This is a genomic window from Succiniclasticum sp., assembly GCF_056977735.1.
Genome location: NZ_DBMCWA010000002.1, coordinates 18,039 through 45,013 on the forward strand (window position 1 = coordinate 18,039; position 26,975 = coordinate 45,013).

Here is a 26,975-nt window from a genome sequence, read left to right on the forward strand (position 1 = left end):
GAGATTTATCATGACAGAGGAAGACAAAAAATTTATGGAAGAGCAATTTAATGCCATCCAAAAACGCTTGGATTCCATTGAAAAAGAGATGAAGGCGCTTAAAAAAGTTGCAAAATCAACTGAAAGCAAAGTAGATAATTAACAAAAAGTAGTAAAGGAACTGGAGGGGAATTTTGAATTAATTGAAGCAGATATTGCGAACGCAGAAGCCAGTATCATGGATACTATTGATGAATGCACACGCTCTTAAAACTTAAAACATATAACTGAAAAATATGTACGTCCCCGGCGCCTGCCAATTTAACCGGGCAGGCGCTATTTTTATGTGTAAAATAATGCACATCGCTTTCTGTATAATGCATTTAGAAACTGAGCTGCAAAAGCAGGAACAACAACAAAATGTACATTACAGAGAGGAGTATTACGTATGAGTAAGTTTGACAAGGTAGTAGGATATGAAGACATTAAAGCGGAACTGATCCGCATATGCGACGTGGTGAAAAACCCTGAAAAGTATGCCAGGCTGGGCGTCCATATGCCAAGAGGTATTCTGCTGTGGGGCGAACCGGGCCTGGGGAAGTCGCTCATGGCACAGTGTTTCATTGAGGAAAGCGGATGCAAATCATTCACGGTAAGAAAAGATAAACCGGATGGCGAGCTGGTCAGGGTAATCTGTGATGTTTTTGCCGAAGCAAAAGCAGAAGACCGGGCGATTGTTTTTCTGGATGATCTGGACAAATTTGCCAATGAAGACAGCCAGCATCCGGATGCGGAGGAATACGTAGCCGTACAGGCCGGTATTGATGCCTGCAGGGACTCGGACGTATTTGTCATTGCCACGGCAAATGACAGGGACTGCTTTCCGGAATCCCTGCTCCGTTCCGGCCGCTTCGACAAGGTTATCGAACTGAACTGCCCGAAAGGGGAAGAGGCTGTAAAAGTGGTCAGGCATTACCTATCCCGGAAAGAGAGCGTGGGTGATGTGGACGCAGTTGAAATTGCAAAGATCATGGATGGGAACTCCTGCGCAGCGCTGGAAGCGGTAGTGAATGAAGCAGGTATTTTTGCCGGCTATGACGGAAGAGACAAAATCAGTCACCGGGATATGCTGCGGGCCTGCCTGCGCATGCTGTTCGACGGGCCGGAGTGTGTTGCACAGGAAGAATATCAATTTGTTAAGGACTATGCTGTTCACGAAGCCGGCCATGCTGTTGTTGCCGAAGAACTGGAACCGGGAAGCGTTATTCTCGTGTCCGTTCTGGGTTACGCGGGTAAATGCCGCGGGATTACGAAAGTCTGCAGAAAGAACGAGCGTGAATATTCGAAAACACGGATGGAACATGATGTGTTATGCAAACTGGCAGGAAAAGCCGCGACGGAATTGGTTTTTGGAAAGACAGATGTTGGCTGCACGAATGATTTGGGCAGGGCGTTTCATATCATCGACAGGCTTGTGGATGACTTATGCGCTTTTGGCTTTGATACTTACACAGGGCCCGACTCTTCAGAATCTGTAAAGGGAAAAAAGGAACAGATTTTATCAATAGAAATGAACAAGTATTACCAACAAGCCAAGAAGATTCTGGCAGAGAACCGTGTATTTTTGGACAAACTGACAACAGCATTAGTGGAGAAAAAACTGCTGACCCGGAAAGAGATACAAGAGATTAGGGAAGTCAGTTTGCTGAATAACGTCCGACGAGCTTGAAATAATTTTTTGTGTTATATGATTATCTGGTCAATAAAAAACGTGCTCAATAAAAAGAGTCAGCAAACTTTCTGAGTCAGCTATTCGCAAACTTGCCAGGTCTATTGGCGTAGCAGTACGTTAAGTCATAATCTTCTCACCGGAAGTATAACAACGTCCGGCTTTTTTAAAGTTTTCCATGAAACTTTTGATTTACCGCAAAACGCTAATACAATACGGCGAAAATGCAGCCTCGTATCAAATTACAAAAAACAGCATTCGTTTTCATCCGAATGCTGTTTTACTTTTTTCCCATCTCATTCATCCCGCCATCGCTTCATCGAGCCCGATGAACTTAGTGCAGTCGCTTTTAAAGAACAGATCGATCTTGCCGGTGGGGCCGTTGCGGTGTTTGGCGATGATCAGCTCCGTGGGCTGGATGCTTCCGCCGCCCGCGTGTTTGTAATAGTCCTCCCGGTACAAAAACATCACGATGTCCGCGTCCTGTTCCAGCGAACCGGATTCGCGCAGGTCGCTGAGCATTGGGCGTTTTTCCTGCCTGTTCTCCACGCTGCGGCTTAACTGGGAAAGGGCCAGCAGCGGCACGTTCAGCTCACGGGCCAACGCTTTCAGCCCCCGGCTGATGGCCGATACTTCATGCTGGCGGTTTTCAAAGCCGTTGCGCCGGAAGGGGCCGCGCATTAGCTGCAGGTAGTCGATGACGATCAAATCCAGCCCGCCTTCGGCTTTCAGCTTGCGCGTTTTGGAACGCAGCTCCTGCAGCGTCAGGCCGGGCGTGTCGTCAATGAACACGCTGGCGCCGGCCAGTTTGTCCGAAGCCAGCCACAATCGGTTCAGCACATCCATTTTGTCCTCCGCATCCACGTCCGCTTCGGTGCGCAGCATGCGCTGCACCAGCTGGTTACAGTTCATCTCCAGGCTGAACAGGGCCACCCGTTTTGGCGCCTCTCCCTCTTTGGCCCCGCGAAGGGCCACGTTCTCCGTAATGTTCAGGCCCAGGGACGTTTTGCCCATGGAAGGGCGGGCCGCCAGGATAATAAAATCCGACGGCTGCAGGCCCCCGGTCAGGGCATCCAGCTGGGGGAACCCGGTGGCCAGCCCGGTAACCGTTTCGTTTTCTTCCAGCTGGCGGCTCAGGTTGTCCATGTTGATGCTGACCGCGTCATGCAGGGGCACAAAACTTCTGTCAGCATTGTGCGTGGCGATGCGAAGCACGCGCTGCTCCATAAGATCCAGCAGCTGCCGCGTATCCTCGCCGTTTTCTTCATAAGCCATCGCGGCGATTTCGGTGCAGCTTTCCGCCATCTGCCGCCGCATCGCCTTGTCCGCCACGATCTGGGCGTGCCATTTCACATTGGCTGCCGTGGGAGCGATGGAAGCCAGCAAAGTGACAAAGCCCACGCCGCCCACATCGTCCAGCTTGTTCCGTCGTTTCAGTTCTTCCAGCACGGTGACCAGATCCACCGGCTCCTCTCTGGCGCGCAGCGACAGCATGGCCCGGTACATCGTCTGGTGGGCGATGCGGTAAAAATCTTCCGGCCTCAGGATCTCCGAAACCGTGTCTACGGCCCTCCGGTCGATCAGCATGGCGCTGAGCACATTTTGCTCCGCTTCAATATTCTGGGGAATCAGTCGGTCCTGCATCAAGTCAGCTCCTTTACTTTCATTTGGCATATCTTTTTGCACATATTTTGACATATAATCTGGCATATCATTTAACATACGTTTTAAATTCAGTTAATAAATATGGCACAACACAAAACGCCGTAACGGTTTTTAATCGTTGCGGCGTTTTTTTTGCGAAAGCGTAACGGAAACCGTTTGCCCTCATGCTGTCGGAAACGGAAAAAAATTTTGCAAAAATAATAAAAAAAAGTGGTTTCAGATTTTTAATTTTTGCGGATATAGAAATGTAAGGGGAACACAGAAAAACGAAAAGGAGTGATTGTTTATGTTAGTGGAAAACCCCGTTGTGATTACCGAAGCAAAAATCAAAAAGCTGGCGAAGCAGGCGAGAGGCCGCATCACCACCATCTACCTGCACTGGACGGCAGGCCGTTACGGCCAGGTGTTTGACGACTACCACCTGTGCATCGATCAGGACGGCACGGTGTACGTCACCTGCGACGACTTCTGCGAGCGAAAGTCGCACACGTGGCGCCGCAACACCGGCACCATCGGCATCGCGCTGTGCTGCGGTTACGATGCGGACTGCGAACTGCCCACCGCCATTCATGCGAAGGCGGCATGGAGCGCGGTGAGCCCCGGCGACTACCGGGACCCGTACGAAGCGTTGATGGACTACGGCAGCGCGCCGCCCACGGAAAAACAGATCGAAGCACTGGCGAAGGTGGTGGCCATCCTCTGCAACGAGCTGAACCTCACCAACAGCTCCGACCGGGTGATGACCCACTGCGAGATCGCCTTCCGGGACGGCTACGGCCCCGGCAGCGGAGACCCGGAAACGAAATGGGACCTGTGGTTTCTGCCGGACAGCGCCCGGAACGGACGGCTGGAACCCGGCGGCTGTGTGATCCGCGGCAAGGCGGCCTACTACCTGTGGGATATGAAGCACCGGAAGAAGGCAGCGTAATGTACGAAGGACGGCAACGCAGCGGGCGCATCCGTGACCAACCGGATGCGCCGGGAAAACGGTTTGACCTGCGGTGAAAGGCAATTTGCTGAATAACCGCAGCGCAAATACAGCGGGCGCGCGATCCGGCATGCGGCAGAATCGTATGGCCTGCAGATGTAAGCCGGCTGAACGGTAAGCCCCGCAACCAATTATCCGAAGAAGGGAGGTGAAAGTATGGCAGCCATCATGAACGTGATCAAGCGATCCTTATCCATTGCCATTTCCCGCGGCGAAGACGCGGACGGCAACGCGGTATCCAAAAGCTACGTCTATTCCAACGTGAAGCCGGACGCGGAACCGTCTAAGCTTCTGGCCGTAGGCAAAGCGCTGGGCGGTCTGTTCGACAACGACGTTACCGGGCTGGTAGTGGTAGAACGGGCCGCGCTGACGGAAGAGTGAGGACACGAAAAAAGGGCGGACGGCGGTGACAGCCTCCGCCCACTGAACCGGTAAGAAAAAATTTGTAAAGAGTAAGGAGGGAGATAGTTATGAGTTCTGATACGGATCTGGACCTGGTCTTCAAAAACGCCGCAGGCAAAAAGGTGACCCTCAACATCGAGGAACCCAAAACAGGCATTACCAAGGCGGAAATCGACGCCGCCATGCAGGTAGTGGTGGACAACAATGTGTTCAACACCAGCGGCGGCGACATCGTGGAAGCCGTGGAAGGCCGGCTGCGCACCGTAACGCTTGACACCGTCGTTGCGTAAGGGAACGGGGTGGCAGTATGGAGACTACGGAAGTGTTCAGCTTTATTAAAGACTTCGGCTTCCCTGTAGTGCTGAGCTGGTTTCTGCTGGTGCGTATGGAAAACAAACTGGCAGGCCTGACGGACGTAATCAGGGAACTGAGCTGCAACATCGCCGCCATGCGGGGCGACGTTGTGAAAAAATGAAAACGGCGCGCTGAAACAGAACAGCACACCGCATTTTGAGAGACACCGGGCGTGTAACAGCGTCCGGTGTTTTTTATATTTGTCGCCTGGGAAACGACCGCAATTTTGCAAAATGTATTATAATAGTATTATAAAAGATTCCTGAACCAGGGAGGGCAGAGCGTGCGCAACTTTTTTCCGTTTATGACGACAAACCCGGAAATCACCGGCATACGCGCGGATCTCATTTACGCAAACTATATCATTGCGTGCCTGCTGCCGCTGTTTGTCATTTTCCTGTGCATCCGCATGGTAAGCAGCACAAAAAAAGCCGGCGCAGTAACCGTTCTGCTGACGGTTGTATTTGTGCTGTTTAACCGGGAAGAAATGATTACCGTATTTACCAATTTCATACACAGCATTACATCCGGCCCTCTGGCGATCCCGGGTACGATTCTGGGATGCGCGGGGGCTTTTGGCTTATTCAAAGGATTGTACGATGAAGAACAGAGCGAGGAATATGTTCACAAGCGGGCGTATTGGTATGGGATCATCGCGATGATATACGTGGGGATTGTAATGGCGTGTCATGGGAGCGGGTGAGTAGGTTAGCGGTGAAGAGTATGATGATTAAAAAAAGAAATCTCCCGGCTGTCGGATGCTGAAAGATTGAAATGAAAAACCGTCATTTTTGTCAATGACAGTTTTCCAAAACGAATTGCCAAGCGTGCAATAACGCGTCTGGCGATTTTTTGCGTAAAAAAAATGCAAGACTTCCAAAACCAGCACAGGGACTGGCGCGCGGTTCTTCTCCAAGTACGTACAAATGGACTGGCAAAATATTACAATATAAGTAGGCCGGGCTTTAAATGAAAAACTTATTGCAACAAAAATCTTTCTTTTTTGATAAAACTGTTGCAATAAGTTTTGCAAAGAATGAAGAATACAAGGAGACCAGCTATGAAAAGAACCTACGCCTGGCTTCATCCATCGCATTATTTGTTGTGTTCTATTTATGGAAATATCAGTAAAGCGGGGAGCCGATTATGAAACTTTTTTCTGTGACATGTCGGGCATGGGTGATGGTAATAATCTAATTCAAATTATTTAAAATGACAAAAGGGTTTTGCAGCTTGCTTAAAGAATTATTATGCGAAAAGAAAAAGCTGAACGGAATGTGGCTAAGTGTTAAGGAAAGGACTTTCAATGGTTTGTGATTGCGTTTGAAAGGCTTGCAGACTTGGCAACCGAAAGGTATGAAGAGTAGGGGGCAATTATGGCTGAACAGAACGTTACAGAAAACCTGGAAAAAATAGTAGCGATACTGGATGTGCTGTTGTATCGTGTCCGGAAACTGAAGAGGGCCTGTGAGAATGACGCAACGCTGGAAGCGGATGCCAAAGAGCTAATCATCAAATCGGTTGACGGTATTATCAGCATGATAGAATTGGAACGTAACCACTTTGAGGACGGAACCCAAACTGTACCGGCAGACTACCCGGAAGACAGGGCGGTAGGTTATGCGGAATATATCTTGCAAATGGGAAGGCAGACATTATCTGAAACGCCCGGAATGCCAGAGTGCAACCGGACGAAGGTATTAGACGTATTTGCTGCGGTAGAAAAGCTGATAGCAGACCTAAAGAAAGAACGTGGACTGGAAGATGTATTGATAACGCAAAAAGAAAATACTGTGGCAGGAACGGTCCGATTCAGTATCAACGACTTTGAAATTCCGAACATACCCATGTCTTATGATGACTGCGTGGGCAAAATTGCGCAGATCGAATGGATTGTTTCCCATTACGAGGGGATAGGATACGAAAAACAGTACCTTACAGAACGGTTACCGGAATGGTATAAGTTGAAGGAACGACTAAAACAGTAGGCTGACGGTAAGCAAGAAGTTTTACTTTTAACCTGTAAATATGACGAGGTGTTCCAATGACAGTTTTGCAGCTGTTTCTTGTGCTCGCTATAATTTGCGTCTTTTTCTGTATTTCGCCATTAATATGTACTGTTTTTATTTTTGGTGGGATGTTTCTTTACGCAGTCTTTCGGCCTGAAGAAAAAGAAGAACATAATTTAGTAGAAGTACAACTGCCGCCAGAAGAAGATGAAATAATACCACCATCGCTGGATGATGAAGATGATTTCCCGGAGCCGGATTTAAGTTTTCCCGGTATGGTTCCCGATCCTCATACCTGCCTGGCCTATGTCGCAGAATATGAAGATTTGGCAGAGCGCGCCCGCAATCGTGGCCTTGATGATTTGGCGGATCGGTATGACGAAGCCGCGGCGCATTGGCATAATCTATATGAAGAAGCCGAGGATGAGGAAATGGAATGGTAAAATACTATTTGAAGACGTATGGAAAAATTAAACGAGAATAGAACATGACAGGATATAATCATGAAATTAGTTAGTATTACATGCCCGCATTGCGGCGCAAAATTACAGGCTACCCCAAATGCAAAAATGCTTACCTGCGATTACTGTAATGGTGATTTTATGATCGATGATGAAGTGAAGCGTATTCGCTTGCAAGACGCGGAGCAGGCAGGGTATGAATTTGAAATGGGCAGACAGCGGGCGCTGAAAGAACTGCGCGAAGATGAAGAGATGATAAAAAATATAGGGCCGTTATCTTAGCCCAATGGTAATTTTATTATGAAAGGAGAGCTTGATTTATGAAGAGGATTTTATTAATGGCGGTTATGTTACTGGTTATGGTATTGCCAGCCCAGGCAAGGATCATAGTAGAAACCGATAACTTTGCTGATACCATAAGTTACAGGACATACAAAAACATGGGCGTGTATGGAATCCGCGAGTATTCATTTATTAAGCAGATTGACCGGGATGAAAATGAAAAATATTTTTTGCGCCTGATTATTAATTTTACCAATCATTCCAGCGCTTCTTCCCGTTACCTGTTGGAGAAGGAAGCGGACTTTACAGTGGACGGAATAACCTATAAAGCACCGAAAGCAGTGAATACGCAACTGCCGCGCTCGTTTCAGCGGATCAACATGTTTGACATGTGCTACTATAGCATTCCTGCAGAATGCATTCAGGCTATTGCGAACGCAAAAAAATCGGTCAGCTTTACAATTTATGTGCCGAATCGGAAGCCAGATACAATTACATTCAGCGAAGAAAAACTGCCGGAGATTAAAAATATAATTGTAAACGGACACTTTGCAAATTATTTGGAAGATCTTAATAAAGAAAAGGAAAGATGAAAACAGCAAAATAAACATAGCGCAGCTTAACATATTTTGTGTTTTGGCTGCGCCTTTTTTATGAGCAGATATATAAAAAATGTGATATAATTTAAGGATATAATAGGTAAAGTATTGCTAAATGTGAAAGCTGCAGTTTAGTATAAAAAGTTATGTGAAAAGCAAAAGCCATGTAACTGGTTGTATTACAAATAAACACAGGAAGTGTCAAAATGGGACAAGACTTGAAAAGAACTGAGCAAGACTTCCTTTTATGGTTGCCTAATAATGTTTCAGCCAATTCGTTAGAAGCGATAAAAAAGTCTTATCAAATTGTAAGTGCGATGCTGCTACAAAAAAAATTGTTGCCAACATTTTTATGTGGTGTAACGCAAATTGAAAAGATTGAAAATGCTTTGCGTGAAGTTAACAATACTTTTGCAAACAAACAATTGCGTTACAATGCCAATATTTTACTCAATGCTTACACAAAATTTCTGAGAGAAAAAGAGGATGTAGAGAAGAAAATTAAAGGTGAACCAAATTCAATTGTTGTTAAACAAGAAAATTGGATACGTTTTGACTTTACTAATGCGAAATCGTTTGAGAGAACTGTGCCGGCTTATTGCAATCTGAATGGAGAAACAATAATTGGAAAAAATTGGGCGCGAATTCTTATTGCTATTGCTGAAAATGAAATTGCAAAACAAAATCCATTGTTAGACGATTTATATAATAACTCTTTGCTGCGAAATCGTAAGGGGAATCCATTCTTTTTGAAAAATAAATTAGAAGGGCTTAATTGTACCGAATTGAAAAATGGCTATTGGATTAACGTAAACCATAGCATACCGCGCTTAATGGATTTAATTGGCGAATTGTGTATTCATTGTGGTTACCAAAAGGGCCAAGTCACTATTTATGGTGTCGCAAAAAGGAAATATGCAGTTGAAGAAAATGGAAGAACTGAAGGAAAGGCATACTCCAATATTGACGATAACGAAGAGATTAAAGTTCCCTATAAGACAGTTGTTAATACCGATTTACAAAAGGATGTTGAAAAATTAATTCTTGAAGCAGACCTTGAGGGGATTACGTTGGAAAGTTTAGCAGAAAAACTTCCCTTGGCATCAATAAAAAGTTTAAAGATTATCAGGGATAGTTCTGAAAATATTATTGCTTTTTACGGTTATATGCTTCATAAGGATGCGATAGTAGATTTGGAAGAAGCTGCTGAAAAATTCCATGTAATAATTGAGAGCTTGTTAACAAAAAATGATGGTTACGTGTCATCGGCGCAGTTGTTTGACTTTGCTCGTGTTAAGATGCAAATGTTTCTTAACGATAATAATATTTTTGATGAGCAGAAAGTTTTTTGTGTTCTTAAATTTCTATTTGATAAAATTAACTGGCATGGATATCATTATAACTTTTCATCTGGCAGGCATATTACACGATGCGGTAGTGAAACAATCAAGTCAAACATGGATGTCTTTGAAAAGTTTGCACGAGATCAAGGTGGGGTTTTTCAATGGAACGACCTGCTAAAGTATCTTGAAAAAGTTGGTATAAAGCCTAACAATCTACGAGTGCAGATGGAGATTGGTAACAAACCTATTTTCTTCTACTGCACTTCTGAGGTGTTAATTACTGCTGAAAGTATGCAGATTGACAATGAATGGATAGAAAAGGCCAAAAGAGCTTTGAATAATCTTTTTAGTGATGTTGGCGATCATATAGTGATACGCGATATTGACTCATATTGGTATGAACAACTGCCGGAATTACCCAAACGGATAGGATGGACACCATTATTATTGCAATATGTCATTCGTTTTTATGGCGCTAAATTAGGGGCGCGAACAATTCGTTCTGATTTGGCAAAGCAATATGATTCAATAGACACTTTTTTAGTTAGAGAAAATTGCGAGCTACAGACATTTGGTGATGCAATAATTGCCTATATGATAGATAACAATATTGGGGCACGTTGTTTACAGGCAGAACAACTAAGGCAGATTTTGGTCGATGGGAAATTACTCGGAGAATACGAATTGATAGGAAATTTACCTCGCGCTATCGGTAACGATCCTCGCTTTGCATGGGATGCAATAGGCGAGAATGTTAATATACGAATCTAAGGACGGGTGTGTGCCATGTATGGATATGAGTGGACAGAAGAATATGGCATTTTCCGTTTGAAAATTGATGCCAACATACAAAAGGAAATTAGACCTGTTTTTCACGAGGAATTAGACTTTTTCGGCATGGATCAGTATTGGGATTATCCTAAAGATACAGAGGCACCACTTCTTTGGGCAGAAGGAATTAGGCGTTATGTATTTAACGGGACGTGTATTGCAGAGGCAAAGGGCGGCGGCTTTTATTCAAAACCGGTAATTCAACGTACAACAGAGAACCATATTTGCTTGAAACCTATTGATATTGAAAGGCTTTATGAGATAAATAGACCATTGCTATTATCTTTAGAGCAAAAGGCGATACACTTTATACAGGAACAATATGAGAAATATTCAGTGTCAGGATTTTCATTTGTTTGTGCATTTTCTGGGGGGAAAGATTCTCTAGTTTTACTAGATTTATGTGCTAAGGCTTTGTCCCCGGATGATTTCTATGTTGTGTTTAGTAATACAGGTATGGAACTTTCTGACACTATTAAGGCAGTTGAGCATGCTAAGTTGCTTTGGCCACAACTTCGGTTTGTAGAAGCTAAATGCCATATGGCACCATTGGAAACTTGGGATATATTTGGTCCGCCTGGAAGACGTATGAGATGGTGTTGTACAGTACATAAATCTGTACCAACTCTTTTAAAGCTTAGAGAAATTCTTGGCAAAAGTAATGCAAAGGCTGTGGTTTACGATGGCGTTAGAGCGGAAGAAAGTTCACGACGTGCTAAATATGGAGATGTAAGCGAAGGCGCGAAAAATATTAGCCAAGTAAACGTTAGCCCAATCCATAAATGGAACACAGCCGAAATTTACTGTTATCTCTTACATAATGGTTTATTGTTGAATGCTGCGTATAGAATAGGTTTATTCCGGGTTGGCTGTATGGTTTGTCCTATGTCATCTGAGTGGTGGAATGGCATTACAAATAATTATTATTCAGAAGAAATGAAACCACTTCTTAAAAAAGTTGAGCAATATGCAGAGAGAACGAAGCCGCCTAAAGAAGTTAAAAAATATATAGAGGAGAGCGGATGGACTGCGCGCATGGGTGGTAGAGGACTATGTAACGGTGGTAACCGTGTTGAAGAGCAAGTCCAGGGTGATACGATTACTTTTTCTATAACACCGCATACACAAAAATGGGAAGATGTTGCACAGATTCTTGGTATAATTACTGAAGATAGTGGTAAAAGTGGCGTACAAAAAATAGCGGGAACTAATTATGAATATAAAATTATTGAAGAGGCAGGACTGCTAAAAGTAACATATAAACCTTTTCATTTAATGGACAGATTTGTAATTAGCCATCTTCGGGGAATTGCATTTAAAACTGCTTTTTGTAAAGGTTGTAAAGCTTGTGAAGTACAATGTCCCACAGGTGCTTTTGTGATTCTTCCTGACGGGAAAATACATATACGGCAGACAAAATGTATACATTGTTCTAACTGCTTAACATTTTGTGATAAAAGTTGTTTGGTGGCTAAATCGCTTAGCATTACTGGTGGGGGAGGAAATCGCATGGATATGAAAGGAATAAATCCGTATCAGCACTTTGGTCTACGTCAAGCTTGGCTCGAACATTTTATGAATGAGGGAATTGATTGTTTCAGTCAAAATATTTTAGGGAATCGGCAATATGATGCCTTAAAAGTGTGGCTTAAGGAAAGTCAGGTGATAACTGTAGATAAAGATAAGACACTGAAAATAACTGCTTTAGGAAATAAACTTATCAAATTAGGACCTTATAATCCATTGACGTGGGCAATTATATGGGCGAACCTTTCATATAATTCGGTTATTTCAAGATGGTACTGTATTAATGCTGAAATTGGTGCGACATATGAAAAAGGTGATCTGGTAATGATGCTTGGCGAAAATTATACAAAATCTACACGTGATAATGCGATTACAGCTTTGACTGAACTATTGAGGCATTCACCAGTTGGCGCGGCTATACAACAAGGAATACCTTTAGAACTTACCAAAAGTTCATATGCATATTTAAGAGCAGGATGGGAAATACCACATGCAAGTGTCTTGCTCTATTCATTGTACTTATACGCAGAGCATACCGGAAAACGTTCGTTTACATTCAGTGAATTAGTTAATGTCCGTAATAATCCGGATGCAAAAGGAATGTCCCCATCCGATATCTTTGGTATTGACGTGAAGGCATTCCGTGAACAAGTACAAGGGCTTGCGATTAGTTTTCCGAAGTTTATAAGAGTGTCTTTCATTTCAAATTTGGACAATATAATCCTGGAAGACTATACTTCTTTGGATGTTCTTGATCTTATAGAAGAGTAACTAAGGGGGGAAAGAATCATGCAACAGAAGTATTCAAGTTATATTGATGTTAATCCGCTGTTTGAGTCCGTGGTTGATATCGATGCTGACCAAAGAAATCCGAAACTGTGGCAGGAATATATTGTTGGCAAGGACATGGAAAATTTGATAGATTTTCTATGTCAGTCTTTAGGAAACGAAACAGTTGACGGTAGGCGGTCATTTTGGGTACATGGCTCTTATGGAACCGGCAAGAGTTATGCAGCTATTTTTGTGAAGCACTTACTGGAAGAAAAAGCGGAAGTCATTGATACCTTTATGGCAAATCACCAGATGCTGTCAAAGTATCGCAAACGTTTTAACAAGTGCCGTTGCAACGGTGATTACCTTGTGATTTGGAAAACCGGTTGTACTGGCATACGGACTGGCGACATGATGCTTCTGGAAATGGAGAAGGCTGTCAGAGATGCATTAATAAAAAAGTTTGGCGACAAAGCGGATTTGGGCTCTGGTTCACTACAGGATGCAATCAGCGCCAAGCTTAACGATAATATGATCAACTGGAATAACGTGCTGGATAGTACAATTCTGGGTGATGATTATAATTCTATTGATGAACTAAGGGACAAGGTAAATAATGGGGACATAAAGGCTCTCCAACGCACCGCAACAGTTATTCGGCAACAAGGGTGGGGCCTTTTAGATAATCTTGATACTTTTAAAGCCTGGATTTCTGAAATCATAGAGGCTAATGGCCTTGGCAAAAGCGGAATATTTTTTATATGGGATGAGTTTACCGAGTATGTGAATCATTCGGATGATCATACTGTTATGCAACAGATATCTGAATTCTGCAAAGTCAAACCATTTTTCATGCTTTATGTGGTACATCGGTCAGATGAGATGGTTTCCAGTATGGGAGAAGACCGGTACCAGTTAATTACGCATCGTTTTCATACTGCGGAATTCCATATTAGCGTAGACGCAGCATATGATTTGATTGCCGGATCATTTGGACCGCGAACCGGCATGGATGAACATTGGAAAGAGGAACGTAGACAAGTAGTTAAAACAATAAAAAAATTTATTCCCGATATGGAAGGATTGGATGATAAAATCAGCGAAAAAATTGAGCTGCTATGTCCTATGCACCCCATGACAATAAAACTGCTGACCAGAGTGGCAGAAAGTTATGCGGCTGCGCAGCGTACATTGTTCCGTTTTATGAAGGATACGGTGCAAGAGTTGGGGTTTGTGGGCTTTATACATAAATATGGTCCTGATGAAGAGATTTGCTGGCTTACACCGGAATGGTTGTGGGATTACTTCTTTACCCGTGAAAGTGATTTTAGTGACAAAGACACTAAGGCTGCTGAGTTTATCCGCCACTTTGAAGAGAACCGCCATTTAGTAGAAGGCGACGAAAATACTTTCCGAGTATTCAAAGTCGCAATGCTGTTACTAACAGTTATGTCTTCGACAAAAGGTATTTATGGCGGTGTTCGTTCACAGGGAGGTATTTCGGCAACTGTTGAATGTCTTGAGAGTTGTCTGGCTGGAACAATGTCGCAGCAGCTGATACAGGATAAGTTAGATATTCTTGAAGATGACAAAATCCTTAATAGAGATGCGCATGGGGGCGTTACCCGTCTGCAGTTACCGTTCAAAGCTGTGACAGGCGATGAATTTGCGAATCGCTTTAAAGATAATGATAAAAAATATAGCCGTTATCAAATGTTTGCTAAGGATGGCATTTTTTCAACAGCATTTGAAAAGCGTGCCTTGGACGAAAATAATGCGTCAAGTAAACGTATAAAAGTTGCGGTATGTTGTGCAGAGACACTTTCAATTAAAAACAGGCATGCAGAAATACAGAAGGAACTGGAACGCTATCCGTTCAAATTGGGACTTTTGCTAGTTACGGTGAAAGATGATACACAAGCATTATCGATTCATGGCGATCTCGAGAAGTTGGCAAGAGAAGGTGACGAACGTTTAATAGTAGCATTAGTAAAAACGGCATTTACAGACGAAAAGCGAAAAGAATGGCTGACCCGCCTCACAAAAAATGAATTGGCGTCAGACAATCAGCAAACTGCATCTGCAAATAGTTTCAAGATTGAAATGGAACAGATTGTTGCTACATGGGTAAACCAGGCAGTTGCTGGAAGCAGAATAACTGCATGGAATGGCACGCAGGTATTTAATAATCAATATGGAATGGCGCAGTTAAGGAAAACTATTGAAACAAACGTGTTACAAAAGCTTTTCCCGTATGCACCAGAAACGATTGTAGTTACCGGTACAGCATTTAAGGGTTGTAACGATCCGGCGCCGTTGGCTGGTATCACAAAAACAAGCAATAATTCACAGCTAAGATCAGTTCTCGATGGGATTAAAGCTGCTGAAATAATGGACGCACAAACACTTTCTGAGCTGTCTCAAAAAGATGGAACAAAAGGCGCAAAATCCATTGCTGCTGTTGCGCGTCTTGTCAAGGAACAAATGGAGACCGGCCAAAGAGTCATAATAAGCGAACTTTGGGAAAAGCTACAAAACAAACCTTATGGTTATTATGACACGATTGCTTGCGGAGTTCTTCTTGGCTTTGTATTTTCATTTTACAAGAACAGCGCCTTTAGCTGGACAGATAATGCCCAGAGTACACATGTCCTTGGCGAGTCAACTTTAAAAAAGATGGTATATAACATGTGCAAAGGCAAAATGTCTACAGATTATCTTTCGGCCGGCACTGTTACGTTCCAGAATTTCCGTGATTATGCCAAACTTATCTTTGGTTTGGCTGATGTTCAAGTTGCAAATGAGACGGAATGTTGGAGAAATATCCGTGAAGCCATTACAAAGAGCGGTTCCCCATTGTGGGCTATGAAGTATTTAGAAGACAGAGCTTACATTAACCTTAGCTTTAAAGAAACTACAATGCAGTTAATTGATAAGCTTCAAGAATTTGTTATGCGTGAGGGTGACCGTGAAACAATCATGAGTGACTTCTTATCGCTTATGACTGGTCACGGAAAGTGTCGTCTTATACTCCAGAAGGCTTTCCAGGATAAAACAGTTCTCACATCAGCATTCCGCAGATTTCTGTTCGGTTCTTCACCGGACTTAGAGGCAATAGCAACAAAACTCAGTTTGCAGCCGGAGCCTTTAAGCGATAAGCTGCATCAGGTTATGCAAGGCGCTATCTATACTTGGACTGAGGAACAGGTAAAAGAAAAACTTGTAAATGTAGTGCAAGAGTATTTATATTTGGATACGCTTAATGAAGTAATTGGGAAAAAATGTCACAGTGTTGAAGAAGCGCAGAAAGAGATTGAGAATCTTTTCAAATTCTTCCGTATATCTTCGGTGGCTGTGGAAAAACTGAATCCGTCATGGTATCCGGCTATGAAAATTATGCATAAAGTCTCTGCTGCTGGAGTAATGCATATGGCTGCTGATGAACAAACGGCTGACATAGTTATTCTTAAACAGACTGGTAAGGATGCTATGGGCGCACTGGCAGATGCAAAGCCTGTGCTTGGACAGCTACTTGAAGCAAGAGGCTTAGAATATACGCCTGGAGAACTTGACAATATTTATTTGGGCCTAAAAGATTTAACTTATGAGACTAGCATAAATCAATTTGAGTCAATATTAAAAAATCAAATAACAAAAATCAGCCAAGCTAGAAATAGAAGAATGCTCCTGGCAAGATGGAATAACTTAACAGGAGAAGATACAGTTAAAGCATGGTGCGTAACGCACAAAGTACCTATACGGTGGGTTATACCCAAGAAATATGAGAAAGCAATTGTTACATTGATAGAGGTACAGCAAGATAAACGAGTCTTGGATCAGCATGTAGTCGAAGCCATTAATGTACTCAATACGATAGATGTTGCTTTGATATGTGATGATCGTGTGATTGAAGAAGAATTGCTCTCCTCAATTGGTAAAGAGAATAGGGAAGTGTGGCGGGAAGAAAAGGAAGTATTTCTTTCAAAAGCGCGGCAGAAATTAGGCGCGGATATGTCTGAGTGGGGGATTCATGAATTGAATACCGTGCGGGAAATGCTTAGTGAAAAAGTAAAAGAAAAAGCTAAAAAAGAAAAATTGGATGCGGCGAAAATAAGTGTCCGGAATATGGCTGAAACAGCATTGAAGAATCGTATTAACGACTTCCTAGAGCGGCATCCTGAGTATTGTGATGTTTTCATGGAATAAGGTGTGTTACTATGACGGTACAGGAAGTTATTGAAAAAATTAAGAATGAAAAGCAGCAACAAGTGCCAGCTCGTTTTCATTGCCGTGCGATTATGGTACGGGATGTTCAACAATATAAAGAATTACTTGCGAAGTTAAAAAGCTTGCCCGACACTAAGGTTGTACCTATTGATATTCTCTTTTCAGGCGCTGACGTATTGCCGAATTATGAAACTCTTGTAAATAAAGATTATCAAGACGAATGGTTAATTCTTCCTGGTGTTAGCGAGTATTTACGCTTATTTCATGCAAGCGAGGAAAATAATCAGCGGTTTGGTTCATTGTGGCATCACCAATTCGATTCACTTTCCAAAGGGCGGATAATTATTCCATTATGGGGTTGTAAAACGCTTTGGTTTGATAATGCATTACACTTGAATGATGATATGCGGCAGGCTGACGATTTTTTTGATTGCAGCGATGGCGCTGAGACGGCACAGAAGATGAAGATACAGGTTTTTTCTGACGTCTTTCTGCAATATGCAGATCAATTTATACCAAGGCGCAAAAGTGTTTTCCGTGGGATAAGAGAATGGTACTGGGCTTGGTATAATCCACCGGCTGATATTGAGGAACAAATACTATTAACACGAAGGTACGCAAGTGTGAAAGCTACCGAAGGTGATATTTGTATCCATGTCATACCAGACATATTATCTTTCGTACAGGATAAGTTTTATACTGACGCACAACTTACACATGATAATTGTCCAACGGATGCACAAAAATATTTATTTAAGGAAGCTCTAAAGGATATAACTCTTGATAAGGCGATATTGAACGCACTTAACGTCTTAGAAATCAAACCAATAGATGTTATGAGCAAATGGACAAGTCTGTCAGTTGGCCAAAAACAGATTGTGTTCTTATGGTATCGTCAGCATTCTGACGATACCTATTTAAGCCATTGTGTTGCATTATCAAAAACTATTGAAGATTTACCGAACCGTCTTTTGATGGCTATTTTTCAAGTGCACAATAGGAAACCAAACTGGGTAGCGGAATCACAAGCCCTTGTTGATGCAATACCGTTGCAGAGAACGGACGAATATTATCAGGCATTAGAGGAAATTCCATCTTATGAAGAAAGGTTAAATTATCTTTCTGGAAAAGACAGCAAAGAAAGAATTTACATTTTACATCTTGTAGGGTTGTGGTTGCGTGAGGAACCAGACGCTGTTCGTCAATGTGAGAGACTTCATGATATATACCCTTCTCTTTTAGCATATTTAAAAAACGACTATCCTGATGAAGCTCTTAATGCTTATTTTAGTAAGTATCGTCTTTATAAGCTCTCAAATACTTTGCCGGTTGATTTGGAATTGTACTTTAACGATTTTGATGTTGAGGAGTATAAATACCGCTATCCGGTTATAGCAGAAATGGCAAACGATCAGACTTATGTGGTGTGGGTTGATGCGCTGGGAGCAGAATGGGTACCGCTTTTAAAATGGGCATTAACTAAATGCTGTGACGGAGATATTATTGGAACAGAGATAGTTCAGGCGCAGTTGCCTTCTGAAACTTGCTTTAATGAACAGTGGAAACAAATGAATTTGCCCTATGTCAAATATGATAGATTAGATAAATTGGCGCATAAAGGTGTAATAGATAACAAAGACTATTACGCATGTATTGAAGAACAACTTAGATTTGTATTTACCATAGCTGAAAAAGTAAACAGCCTTTTAAAAGAATATCCAAGGGTAATTGTTGCGGGAGACCATGGGACAAGTCGCCTGGCAGCGCGTTTCTTCCATAAAAATGAAGGCCTGGATGTTCCAAAGCAAGCAACGGTTGGAAGTCACGGGCGTTATTGTAAAGTTAGTAAAGATTGCAATTATGTTTTGTCTACACAAAAGGCGTTAAAAGAAAATGATGAAACATATGTCGTTTTTGAAAATTATGATCACTATAAACAGCCGGGATTTGCAGCAGGAGCGGATGATGACGTTCCTACTTATGGAGAAATACATGGCGGTGCATCACCGGAAGAAACGTTGATACCTGTAATTACCATAAACAGTCGGCATGAAATACCGCTTACAGGAAAATGGGACATGGCAAACAACACAACTAAGATTACTAATAGGCGCGTTAAATGCAAGATTCAGTTTTCGAAGCCCGTAACTTCTGTACAGGCTAAGATAGAATCGTATATAGCTGATTGTGATGCCGATGTAAAACCTTCAAAAAATTGGATTCTGGTGTTTAGCGGCATTAGACTGGAGAAATCAAAAACATTTGATGTAACGGTAATTGCTGAAGGTAGGTTGATTAATATGGACCGCATAACTATAATACCAGCATTAGGAGGCTGTGATCCATTTTGAGGAAAAGCAAAGTATGTTGTGATTGCGGAAAAACGCTCAGCAAGGATGAAGTGGCTCTTTCTAAAAAATTAATAGACACTGAAACAGAAGAATTTTATTGTCTATCTTGTATGGCAGTGAGCTTCGGCTGCACAGAAGAAGATTTGCTAATTAAAATACAAGAGTTTAAGGAGCAGGGATGTACACTGTTTCTTTAAAGGAGATTTGCTATGGAAGAACAAAAACTCAGAGAAGTATTTGCAGATATGATAGTCTTAAAAAATCCGCAATGTACAGGCTTTTTTAAAGACTTAAAGATGCCTTCGTTCATGCGCGACTGGGTTGTTATGAAATTTTCTGATGATGAAGGCAATATTGAACAGGAACGTGTACAGAATTATGTAAAAAGATATGTTCCAAGCAAAGAAGATTTTGAGCAACTTAAATTTCAACTTACCAATGGCGAAACAGTAAATATTCTTACTCGTATACGCGTATCTGTTGATATAAAAAGTGGTGAAACATTGTTTGAGATGCCAGATTTTGGAGATGCAAAATCTGGGGCGGGGGGTATTGTAGAAAAACAGGTCGTTGAGCAGTGGCAGGATACCTTACTTAAAGAAAGTGAAAACTGGGGAATTGTAGAATTGGTATGGATGCAAGACTTTACAAAGCGAAAGTCAAATGGGTTTATAAAAATGACTGATTATAAACCATTTTGCCCCTATACGGTTGATTTAGAAGATTATAAAGAGGGAAGGAAAAGCTTTACGACTGAAGAATGGATTAATGTTCTTATTTCTGCGGCGGATTATAATTACCGTGGCTTTGATGATTATGCGCAGAGATTAACATTCTTGCAGAGGCTTTTACCCTTTGTAGAAAAAAATCTGAACATTATTGAGCTTGCGCCTCCGGGAACGGGGAAATCATATTTGTTTGGCCAGATTAGCCGTTTTGGATGGCTTGTTTCTGGTAAATCAACACGTGCGCAACTTATCTACAATAAAATGAACAAAAGAGAGGGCGTTGTAGCTTATAAAGATTATGTTGCGTTAGACGAAATACGTGAAGCTGACTATATGAAAGATACTGAAATGCACTCATCACTACAGCAAATTATGGAAAATGGAAGTTTCAAAGCTGATGATGGGCACCAAGTTAATGTTGATGCAGCTATGGTATTTCTCGGAAATATTACCGGCTCAAACATGAATGAGAATAAATTTATGTTTGCCGAATTACCAGAACCCTTTCATAGAGCGCCGTTTCTGGATCGTCTCCATGGCTTTATAAAAGGTTGGGAGCTTCCCAGAATGAATGATGATATGAAAGCAAATGGGTGGGCACTTAATTCTGAATACTTTTCCTCTATTTTGCATGAACTTAGAGATGACACTTCTTATCGCAGTATTGTTGAAGAAATGCTTTATATTCCGCCAAAACCAGATGCACGTGATGCAGAAGCAATTAGGAAAATTTGTACTGCATTTACTAAATTGATATTCCCGCATGCGACAAAGCCTGAGGATATCACACCGGAAGATTTTGATACTTATTGCCTACAGCCGGCAAAAAATATGAGAAGTATTATTCGTGAGCAAATGGGATTTGCTGATACCAAAGAAGCTGGTAAAACTGTACCGGATATTAGAACTATTGGTTTAGGGGAGTAAATAGCTAATAGATGAAACATTTTATCTATGCTGATCACGCAGCAACAACCAAATTAGATATTGAAGCATTTGAAGCAATGAAACCGTACTTACTTGGCGAGTACGGTAATGCTTCACAATTGTATTCGTTTGCCAGAAATCCTAAAAAGGCGTTGCTGGAAGCCAGAGAAAAAATAGCTGCTTGTATTAACGCCGAGCCGGAAGAGATTTATTTTACCTCTTGCGGAACGGAAAGCGACAACTGGGCACTAAAGGGAACCATGTTTGTGCGGGATTTTGCAGGGTACTTAATTACTACTGAGGTGGAGCATCATGCAATCTTGCACAGTGCTGCAGCGCTTGAAAGGATGCGGTATCCGGTTCGTTATCTTCGGGTTGATGAAACTTGTACAGTGCAACCAACAGACCTTGAGTTGATTATGAAAGGCATCGAAACAAAATTAGTTTCTGTAATGTTTGCCAATAATGAAGTTGGTTCAGTGCAACCAATAAAAGAACTGGCCAGGATTGCGCACAAGCATCAAGCGTTATTCCACACGGATGCGGTGCAGGCTGTCGGCCATTTGGAAATTGATGTCAAAGAGTTGGGCGTTGATATGCTTTCGTCGTCAGCCCATAAATATAACGGTCCAAAAGGAATTGGCTTTTTATATGTAAAAAAAGGTGTGCAACTTAATTCGTTTATGGACGGCGGCGCACAGGAATTTGGCAAACGCGCTGGCACAGAAAACGTAGCGTTAATTGTTGGTATGGCTGTTGCGTTGGAAAATAACTGCAAAAAAATCAATGAACACAGAAATCATTTGTTGCATTTGGAAAATGTTTTGCGTGGTGAATTGCGTCAGTCTGATATTGATTTCATTCGTAATGGTTCTGAAAATCACGTGCCGGGCAATATCAGTTTATCGTTTAAGAATTGTGAAGGCGAAATGTTATTGCATCGCCTGGACTTAAAAGGAATTTGCGTGTCTACCGGTTCTGCCTGCAACAGTAAGGAAACTAAAATTTCGCATGTGTTGGAGGCCATGCATGTGCCGTACGAATATGTAAGGGGAACAATTCGTATTTCGCTGGGAAAAGATAATACAGAAGAAGAAGTACGGGCGATTGCAGCAGCGCTAAAGGGGATATTGGATAGCAAGTAGAGAGGTAACATAATGGGTTTGCCGACAAATATAAAAACCCTGCTCGCCGGTAACGTGGTAGAGTGGGCGAGAAACGAATTACCTCCATTTTTGTGCATGAGGCGTTCCGGGTGATGGGGAATGACACTGTAAATGATATTGTAAATGGCACTGTAAATGATACTGTATATAAAACACTTCCAGTAACATTGGATTTTGCTAAAGTGTTAGCACGTATGTCAAAACAAAATGAAGCAATTTTCGATAAGGCATATGATTTTAGATTTTTTATGTAAAGTGTTTATGCGTTTTATTATAACAGCATAAAGGACCACCACCATGCAGCTTCCAAAATCAGAACAACTGAATATTGCAAGCTTGTCCCGCCTCTTCGATAACAAGGCGGAATGCTACAAGCTGTTCTGGTTTCAGGCGATTTTGAATCATGTCTGCAAGGGGCAGCAGGAGATTCGTTTTGAGGAACTCATCGACGATATGATCGCCAACGCCTGGTACATGGTGACGGAGTATCATCTCAACCTGGGCCCCGGGAGCGGAAGCTGGAGAAGGTGAAAAAATATTGGAAGCTGCTTTCGGAGCTGGCGCCGATTCATGAAATCTACGGGGAGAATCGGCTGGCGCCGGAGAACATTTCCATCGATCACTTTGTGCCCTGGTCCTATGTGGCCCATGATGAGTTTTGGAATCTGCATCCCACGACCCGGGCCATCAACAGCAGCAAGAGCAATCATCTGCCGGAGTGGGAGTTGTATTTCCCGCGCTTTGCCGGTCTGGAATATTTGTCGTATCAGATGATCTGGAAGTATGAGGCGGTGCGGAACGAGTTCAAAAAGTGCGCCAGGGAGCATCTGAACAATCCGGAGATTGAGCACCGGCTGTATCGTGAGGGGCTGGGCGCGGAGGATTCGCTGCCCTCGGGCCGGGAGCAGAAGTGGCTGAATGTGGTGTTGGGGAAGAGGTAGTAGCAAAAGAGGTTTATCCATGAAGGATTTTAAAATTTCCATTCGTTTTTTTGATGACGCGCCGGTCCGCTCGGTCTGGGATGATGCAAGCGCAAAATGGTGGCTTTGCGCAGTGGATGTGGTGGCGGCTATAGCGGATACTACAAATCCGCGGATATACTGGTATACGGTGAAAAGAAGAAATAATCAGTTGCTTGCAAATTGCAAGCAACTGAAATTGCCGGCCAGTGATGGGAAAAAATATAAAACAGATGTGATTGATGAAACAACGCTGAATTCATTAATGGCGGTAATTCGCAGCAACAAAAAAGGCGTTTTTATCAAATGGCTCACATCTGTTAATAATTCAGTTGATGAAAAAAGTAAACAGAAAGCCTATATGTTATTTGAGAGTGGCCTGATCCAATCTGTTGAAGTGGGTACGGTTCGCGGCTTGCAGCAAATTCATGCAGCGTTGTTTGACGGACTGTATGATTTTGCCGGGCAGATTCGGTCAAAGAACATCAGTAAAGGCGGGTTTGAATTTGCCAATGCTCAATTCTTATGGGAGACTCTTCATAAGATTGAACAAATGCCTGAAGAAACGCTGCAGGAAATCGTTGCCAAATATGTTGAAATGAATATTGCTCATCCCTTTATGGAAGGCAATGGACGCAGCATGCGCATCTGGCTCGACTTGATTTTGAAAAAGAATCTGTCTTGTTGTGTGGACTGGAGTAAAATCAACAAAAAGGATTATCTGGCAGCGATGGAAAAGAGCGTGCTGGATGAAATGCCTGTTTTGGATTTGATACAGGACGCGTTAACTGACCGGATTGATGATAGGGAAATGTTTATGAAGGGAATTGACTATTCCTATTATTACGAGACGGAAGAATAGATAATCTTGCATAGAGGTAAAGGTTCTTATTTTGTTTTTGTCCAGCATTTTTCTTTCAGGAATTTAGTAATGGAAGTTGCGTCATTGGTTTCGTAAAAAGTTACCAGCAGTTTTTTAAATTCCGGTGACGGCGAAAAATTTGTAGGGAACTTTCTTGAACAAATTATACAAAAAAGTTCCCTACAAAACAGGAGAAAAATTTGTTGAGCTGTTGATTCGTTTAAAACATAACTGTTTGAAATAGATATGCAAACAGAGCTATGATAGCTTGCGAAACCAGTGGACACCGGGTGTTGGACGATTTTCCTGAGGTCAGGAAAATCGTGGAAGCTGGGGCAAGGGAGTGAGGGATTGTTGGATCTCGGAGTGTATCTTTCCGGTCTGCCGGCCCATGCAGGACCGATGGCATGCGTCTTTCTGGCAGCGTTTCTCCAGTCAATCACCGGCTTCGGTCTGGTCATGGTTGCGGCGCCGCTCCTGATGTTTTTTTATGAACCGAAGCTGACGATTGTGATTATGTTCTTTTTGGCAACCTGCGGAAACAGTACGCAGCTTCTGCTGGTTTGGAAGCAGGTCCACTGGCAGCGGATTTTGGAGCTTGGCTGCGGGGCGCTTGTTGGCATACCGTTGGGGTTAGTGGTATTTCGCCATCTGCCGGGCGATGGATTGAAGATTGTTGTCAGTGTGGTCATTCTTTTTACGCTTACCGTCATGGAATGGAAACGCAAGCGGTTTGAGGAAACCCGGAGAAATACGGTTCTGACGGGTGTGCTTGCAGGTATCATGGCGATGACGACAGGTATGGCGGGTCCGCCGCTGGTTCTGTATTTTGCTTACTCGTCTATGCCGCAGCCTGTATTCCGGGCTACTTGCATTAGTTATTTCTTTTTCAGTAATCTGTGTTCTCTGGCCGCTTTGTGGATGACAGGCGTTTATCTGGGTGATGCGGCAGGGGAATTTGTTTATCTGTTGCCGGGGCTTGCCTGTGGAATTGCATTGGGACACAGGGTGTATTCTTTTATGCCTCAACTGTTGATACGGAAAGTGATTATTATTCTGTTATATGCGGTTTGTTTTTATAATATCTGGAAAGCGGTGTGACTGCGATGGCGGAGTGACGGGTGGCGGAGGATTCGCTGCCCTCGGCCCGGGAGCAGAAGTGGCTGAATGTGGTGTTGGGGAAGAGGTAAGTTGCAAACAGAGCTGGGAGAGTGAAGATGGATAAAGATAAAAATGTTGTAAAAGATAATAATAACGTACCCGCAAAGAATGGAGTGCTGCTTGCGGATATGGATGTTTTGTATATTGCGGAAGAAGAAGGCTTGTAAATTTGAAAACAGGTAAGATGGAGTGTTGAAGTCTTACGTTCGGAGGAAACCATGAAACAGGAAACCATAGACAGAATCCGGAAATTTACGGAAGACCGGGACTGGGATCAGTTCCACACGCCCGCCAATCTGGCTAAGTCTATCTCCATTGAGGCCAATGAGCTGCTGGAATGTTTCCAGTGGAGCGATACGGAGTATGATTTGGCCCATGTAAAAGAGGAACTGGCGGACGTGCTGGTGTATTGCAGAAATATGCTGGATAAACTGGATTTGGATGAAGATGAAATCGTCAACGAAAAGATGAGTAAGAACGAGTCTAAGTACCCGGTGGATAAGGCCAGAGGAAAAGCGGATAAGTATGACAGGCTGTGAGTAGATATAATACCCGCCTTATGCTTCTTTGTAATGCTATGGTGAATCTGTACATGAGTAATACCAATTCAATGAGTATGAAGATGTAACAGAACCGGTAAGTGGAAATGAATGCCGAAGTAAAGAGGCTGTAAAAAATGTTGGGGGAAATCTGATGGAATTAAAAGCAAAGGAATACAAAAAGTTTGAGGATATAAAGAAGGTTCGGGAAGATGGGTCTGAATATTGGAGCGCCCGCGAGTTGGCTAATGCGCTTGATTATACGCAGTGGAGAAATTTCCAAAAAGTAATTAACAGAGCTATGATAGCTTGCGAAACCAGTGGACACCGGGTGTTGGACGATTTTGCTGAGGTCGGCAAAATCGTGGAAGCTGGGGCAACGAATAAAACAATCAAAGATTATGAACTGTCGCGCTATGCCTGTTATCTTATCGTACAGAACGGTGATCCGAGAAAAGAAGTGATCGCGCTCGGGCAGACGTATTTTGCCATTCAGACATATCGTCAGGAAGTTGCAGACCGGTTTAATCAGCTTGATGAAGACAGGCGTAGGCTTGTAGTCCGGGGAGACATTAAGCAATGGAATCAGCTTTTGGCGGAGACGGCACATGAAGCCGGCGTGATAACGAATGAAGAATTTGCAATTTTCCAAAATGCGGGGTATATGGGTTTGTATGGTGGACTTGATGTAGAAGATATTCATGCAAAGAAACAACTTGAGGTGGGACAAAAAATTCTTGACTATATGGGTAGTACGGAGTTGATTGCCAATCTGTTCAGAATATCCCAGACTGAAGAGAAAATCCGCAAAGATAAGGTGCATGGTGCAGAAGCTGCAACGAGCGTTCATTATAATGTTGGCAAAGAGGTCAGATCTGCTATTGCGAATATTGGCGGTACAATGCCGGAGGATTTACCAACGCCGGAGAAAAGCATACAGCAGATTGAAAAAGAACAGATGGCAAGGCTTAAAGCAAAAGCGAAAAAAGGGAAGATTATGTTAGATGAATGACCAAGCCAAACAAACCCATAAGTAAGTGAAAGTATAAAGCTTTAATGATAAAAGCATATAGGAAAAGTGGAAAGAAGAAATACTTTGAATATAGTTGTAGCTA

25 protein-coding genes are annotated in these 26,975 nt (G+C 42.8%); 24 read left to right on the forward strand and 1 reads right to left on the reverse strand.

All coding sequences use genetic code 11. The features are described 5' to 3' along the window. The first annotated feature begins 10 nt into the window (after positions 1-10). Together ACZOWY_RS01305 and ACZOWY_RS01310 are read left to right on the forward strand one after the other, a co-directional pair. Positions 11-142 (forward strand): hypothetical protein, encoded by a 132-nt coding sequence (locus ACZOWY_RS01305; RefSeq protein ID WP_484392097.1) that lies wholly within the window; start codon positions 11-13, stop codon positions 140-142. A 285-nt stretch (positions 143-427) separates the two neighbouring features. Next, positions 428-1,708 carry an AAA family ATPase gene (locus tag ACZOWY_RS01310; RefSeq protein WP_484392101.1) on the forward strand — a complete coding sequence of 427 codons (1,281 nt, stop codon included), beginning with the start codon at positions 428-430 and terminating at the stop codon, positions 1,706-1,708. Positions 1,709-2,008: 300 nt separating this feature from the next. Here the strand turns inward: ACZOWY_RS01310 and dnaB are convergent, their stop codons facing one another. Then, the gene (gene dnaB / locus ACZOWY_RS01315) at positions 2,009-3,352 is read right to left on the reverse strand and encodes a replicative DNA helicase (RefSeq protein WP_484392541.1); all 1,344 of its coding nucleotides are present in this window, start codon (positions 3,350-3,352) and stop codon (positions 2,009-2,011) included. Positions 3,353-3,659: 307 nt separating this feature from the next. Between dnaB and ACZOWY_RS01320 the strand changes: the two genes are divergently transcribed. The 22 genes from ACZOWY_RS01320 to dinD all read left to right on the forward strand — a co-directional run bounded on the left by ACZOWY_RS01320 (position 3,660) and on the right by dinD (position 26,872). Continuing rightward, entirely contained in the window at positions 3,660-4,301 is a 642-nt protein-coding gene (locus tag ACZOWY_RS01320; RefSeq protein ID WP_484392105.1) for a peptidoglycan recognition protein family protein, read from the forward strand. Positions 4,302-4,517: 216 nt separating this feature from the next. Then, entirely contained in the window at positions 4,518-4,742 is a 225-nt protein-coding gene (locus ACZOWY_RS01325) for a DUF1659 domain-containing protein (RefSeq protein WP_484392108.1), read from the forward strand. Positions 4,743-4,831: 89 nt separating this feature from the next. Further along, a complete protein-coding gene (locus ACZOWY_RS01330; RefSeq protein ID WP_484392113.1) occupies positions 4,832-5,053 on the forward strand; it encodes a DUF2922 domain-containing protein in 222 nt (73 codons plus the stop codon). A 17-nt stretch (positions 5,054-5,070) separates the two neighbouring features. Next, entirely contained in the window at positions 5,071-5,238 is a 168-nt protein-coding gene (locus ACZOWY_RS01335; protein ID WP_484392117.1) for a YvrJ family protein, read from the forward strand. Between the two features lie 162 nt (positions 5,239-5,400). Then, the gene (locus ACZOWY_RS01340) at positions 5,401-5,820 is read left to right on the forward strand and encodes a hypothetical protein (protein WP_484392119.1); all 420 of its coding nucleotides are present in this window, start codon (positions 5,401-5,403) and stop codon (positions 5,818-5,820) included. Between the two features lie 673 nt (positions 5,821-6,493). Beyond that, positions 6,494-7,105: a hypothetical protein gene (locus ACZOWY_RS01345; RefSeq protein WP_484392123.1), complete on the forward strand. Its 612-nt coding sequence runs from the start codon at positions 6,494-6,496 to the stop codon at positions 7,103-7,105. 56 nt (positions 7,106-7,161) lie between these two features. Further along, on the forward strand, positions 7,162-7,569 hold the full coding sequence (locus ACZOWY_RS01350) for a hypothetical protein (protein WP_484392127.1): 408 nt from the start codon (positions 7,162-7,164) through the stop codon (positions 7,567-7,569). A 60-nt stretch (positions 7,570-7,629) separates the two neighbouring features. Continuing rightward, positions 7,630-7,869, forward strand: coding sequence for a hypothetical protein (locus ACZOWY_RS01355; RefSeq protein ID WP_484392130.1), 240 nt, complete (start codon positions 7,630-7,632; stop codon positions 7,867-7,869). 38 nt (positions 7,870-7,907) lie between these two features. Next, positions 7,908-8,462, forward strand: a complete 555-nt coding sequence (locus tag ACZOWY_RS01360; protein WP_484392134.1) for a hypothetical protein — start codon at positions 7,908-7,910, stop codon at positions 8,460-8,462. 212 nt (positions 8,463-8,674) lie between these two features. After that, a complete protein-coding gene (locus ACZOWY_RS01365; RefSeq protein WP_484392138.1) occupies positions 8,675-10,582 on the forward strand; it encodes a hypothetical protein in 1,908 nt (635 codons plus the stop codon). 15 nt (positions 10,583-10,597) lie between these two features. Next, positions 10,598-12,940 carry a phosphoadenosine phosphosulfate reductase domain-containing protein gene (locus tag ACZOWY_RS01370; protein WP_484392142.1) on the forward strand — a complete coding sequence of 781 codons (2,343 nt, stop codon included), beginning with the start codon at positions 10,598-10,600 and terminating at the stop codon, positions 12,938-12,940. A gap of 18 nt (positions 12,941-12,958) precedes the next feature. Further along, the gene (locus tag ACZOWY_RS01375) at positions 12,959-17,146 is read left to right on the forward strand and encodes a hypothetical protein (protein WP_484392146.1); all 4,188 of its coding nucleotides are present in this window, start codon (positions 12,959-12,961) and stop codon (positions 17,144-17,146) included. Positions 17,147-17,157: 11 nt separating this feature from the next. Next, positions 17,158-19,518, forward strand: a complete 2,361-nt coding sequence (gene pglZ / locus ACZOWY_RS01380) for a BREX-4 system phosphatase PglZ (protein WP_484392150.1) — start codon at positions 17,158-17,160, stop codon at positions 19,516-19,518. Between the two features lie 209 nt (positions 19,519-19,727). Then, positions 19,728-21,173: a BREX system Lon protease-like protein BrxL gene (gene brxL / locus ACZOWY_RS01385; RefSeq protein ID WP_484392154.1), complete on the forward strand. Its 1,446-nt coding sequence runs from the start codon at positions 19,728-19,730 to the stop codon at positions 21,171-21,173. Between the two features lie 11 nt (positions 21,174-21,184). Continuing rightward, positions 21,185-22,318: a cysteine desulfurase family protein gene (locus ACZOWY_RS01390; RefSeq protein ID WP_484392157.1), complete on the forward strand. Its 1,134-nt coding sequence runs from the start codon at positions 21,185-21,187 to the stop codon at positions 22,316-22,318. A gap of 62 nt (positions 22,319-22,380) precedes the next feature. Further along, positions 22,381-22,593: a hypothetical protein gene (locus ACZOWY_RS01395; RefSeq protein ID WP_484392162.1), complete on the forward strand. Its 213-nt coding sequence runs from the start codon at positions 22,381-22,383 to the stop codon at positions 22,591-22,593. 43 nt (positions 22,594-22,636) lie between these two features. After that, on the forward strand, positions 22,637-22,870 hold the full coding sequence (locus ACZOWY_RS01400) for a hypothetical protein (RefSeq protein WP_484392168.1): 234 nt from the start codon (positions 22,637-22,639) through the stop codon (positions 22,868-22,870). Beyond that, positions 22,867-23,280: an HNH endonuclease domain-containing protein gene (locus ACZOWY_RS01405; protein ID WP_484392171.1), complete on the forward strand. Its 414-nt coding sequence runs from the start codon at positions 22,867-22,869 to the stop codon at positions 23,278-23,280. The genes ACZOWY_RS01400 and ACZOWY_RS01405 overlap by 4 nt, the downstream gene beginning before the upstream one ends. A 19-nt stretch (positions 23,281-23,299) precedes the next feature. Beyond that, the gene (fic, locus tag ACZOWY_RS01410) at positions 23,300-24,160 is read left to right on the forward strand and encodes a protein adenylyltransferase Fic (protein ID WP_484392173.1); all 861 of its coding nucleotides are present in this window, start codon (positions 23,300-23,302) and stop codon (positions 24,158-24,160) included. 351 nt (positions 24,161-24,511) lie between these two features. Then, positions 24,512-25,261, forward strand: a complete 750-nt coding sequence (locus tag ACZOWY_RS01415) for a sulfite exporter TauE/SafE family protein (RefSeq protein WP_484392176.1) — start codon at positions 24,512-24,514, stop codon at positions 25,259-25,261. Between the two features lie 278 nt (positions 25,262-25,539). Further along, positions 25,540-25,860, forward strand: coding sequence for a nucleotide pyrophosphohydrolase (locus tag ACZOWY_RS01420; protein WP_484392180.1), 321 nt, complete (start codon positions 25,540-25,542; stop codon positions 25,858-25,860). A 151-nt stretch (positions 25,861-26,011) separates the two neighbouring features. Next, a complete protein-coding gene (dinD, locus tag ACZOWY_RS01425) occupies positions 26,012-26,872 on the forward strand; it encodes a DNA damage-inducible protein D (RefSeq protein WP_484392542.1) in 861 nt (286 codons plus the stop codon). The last annotated feature ends 103 nt before the right edge of the window (positions 26,873-26,975 follow it).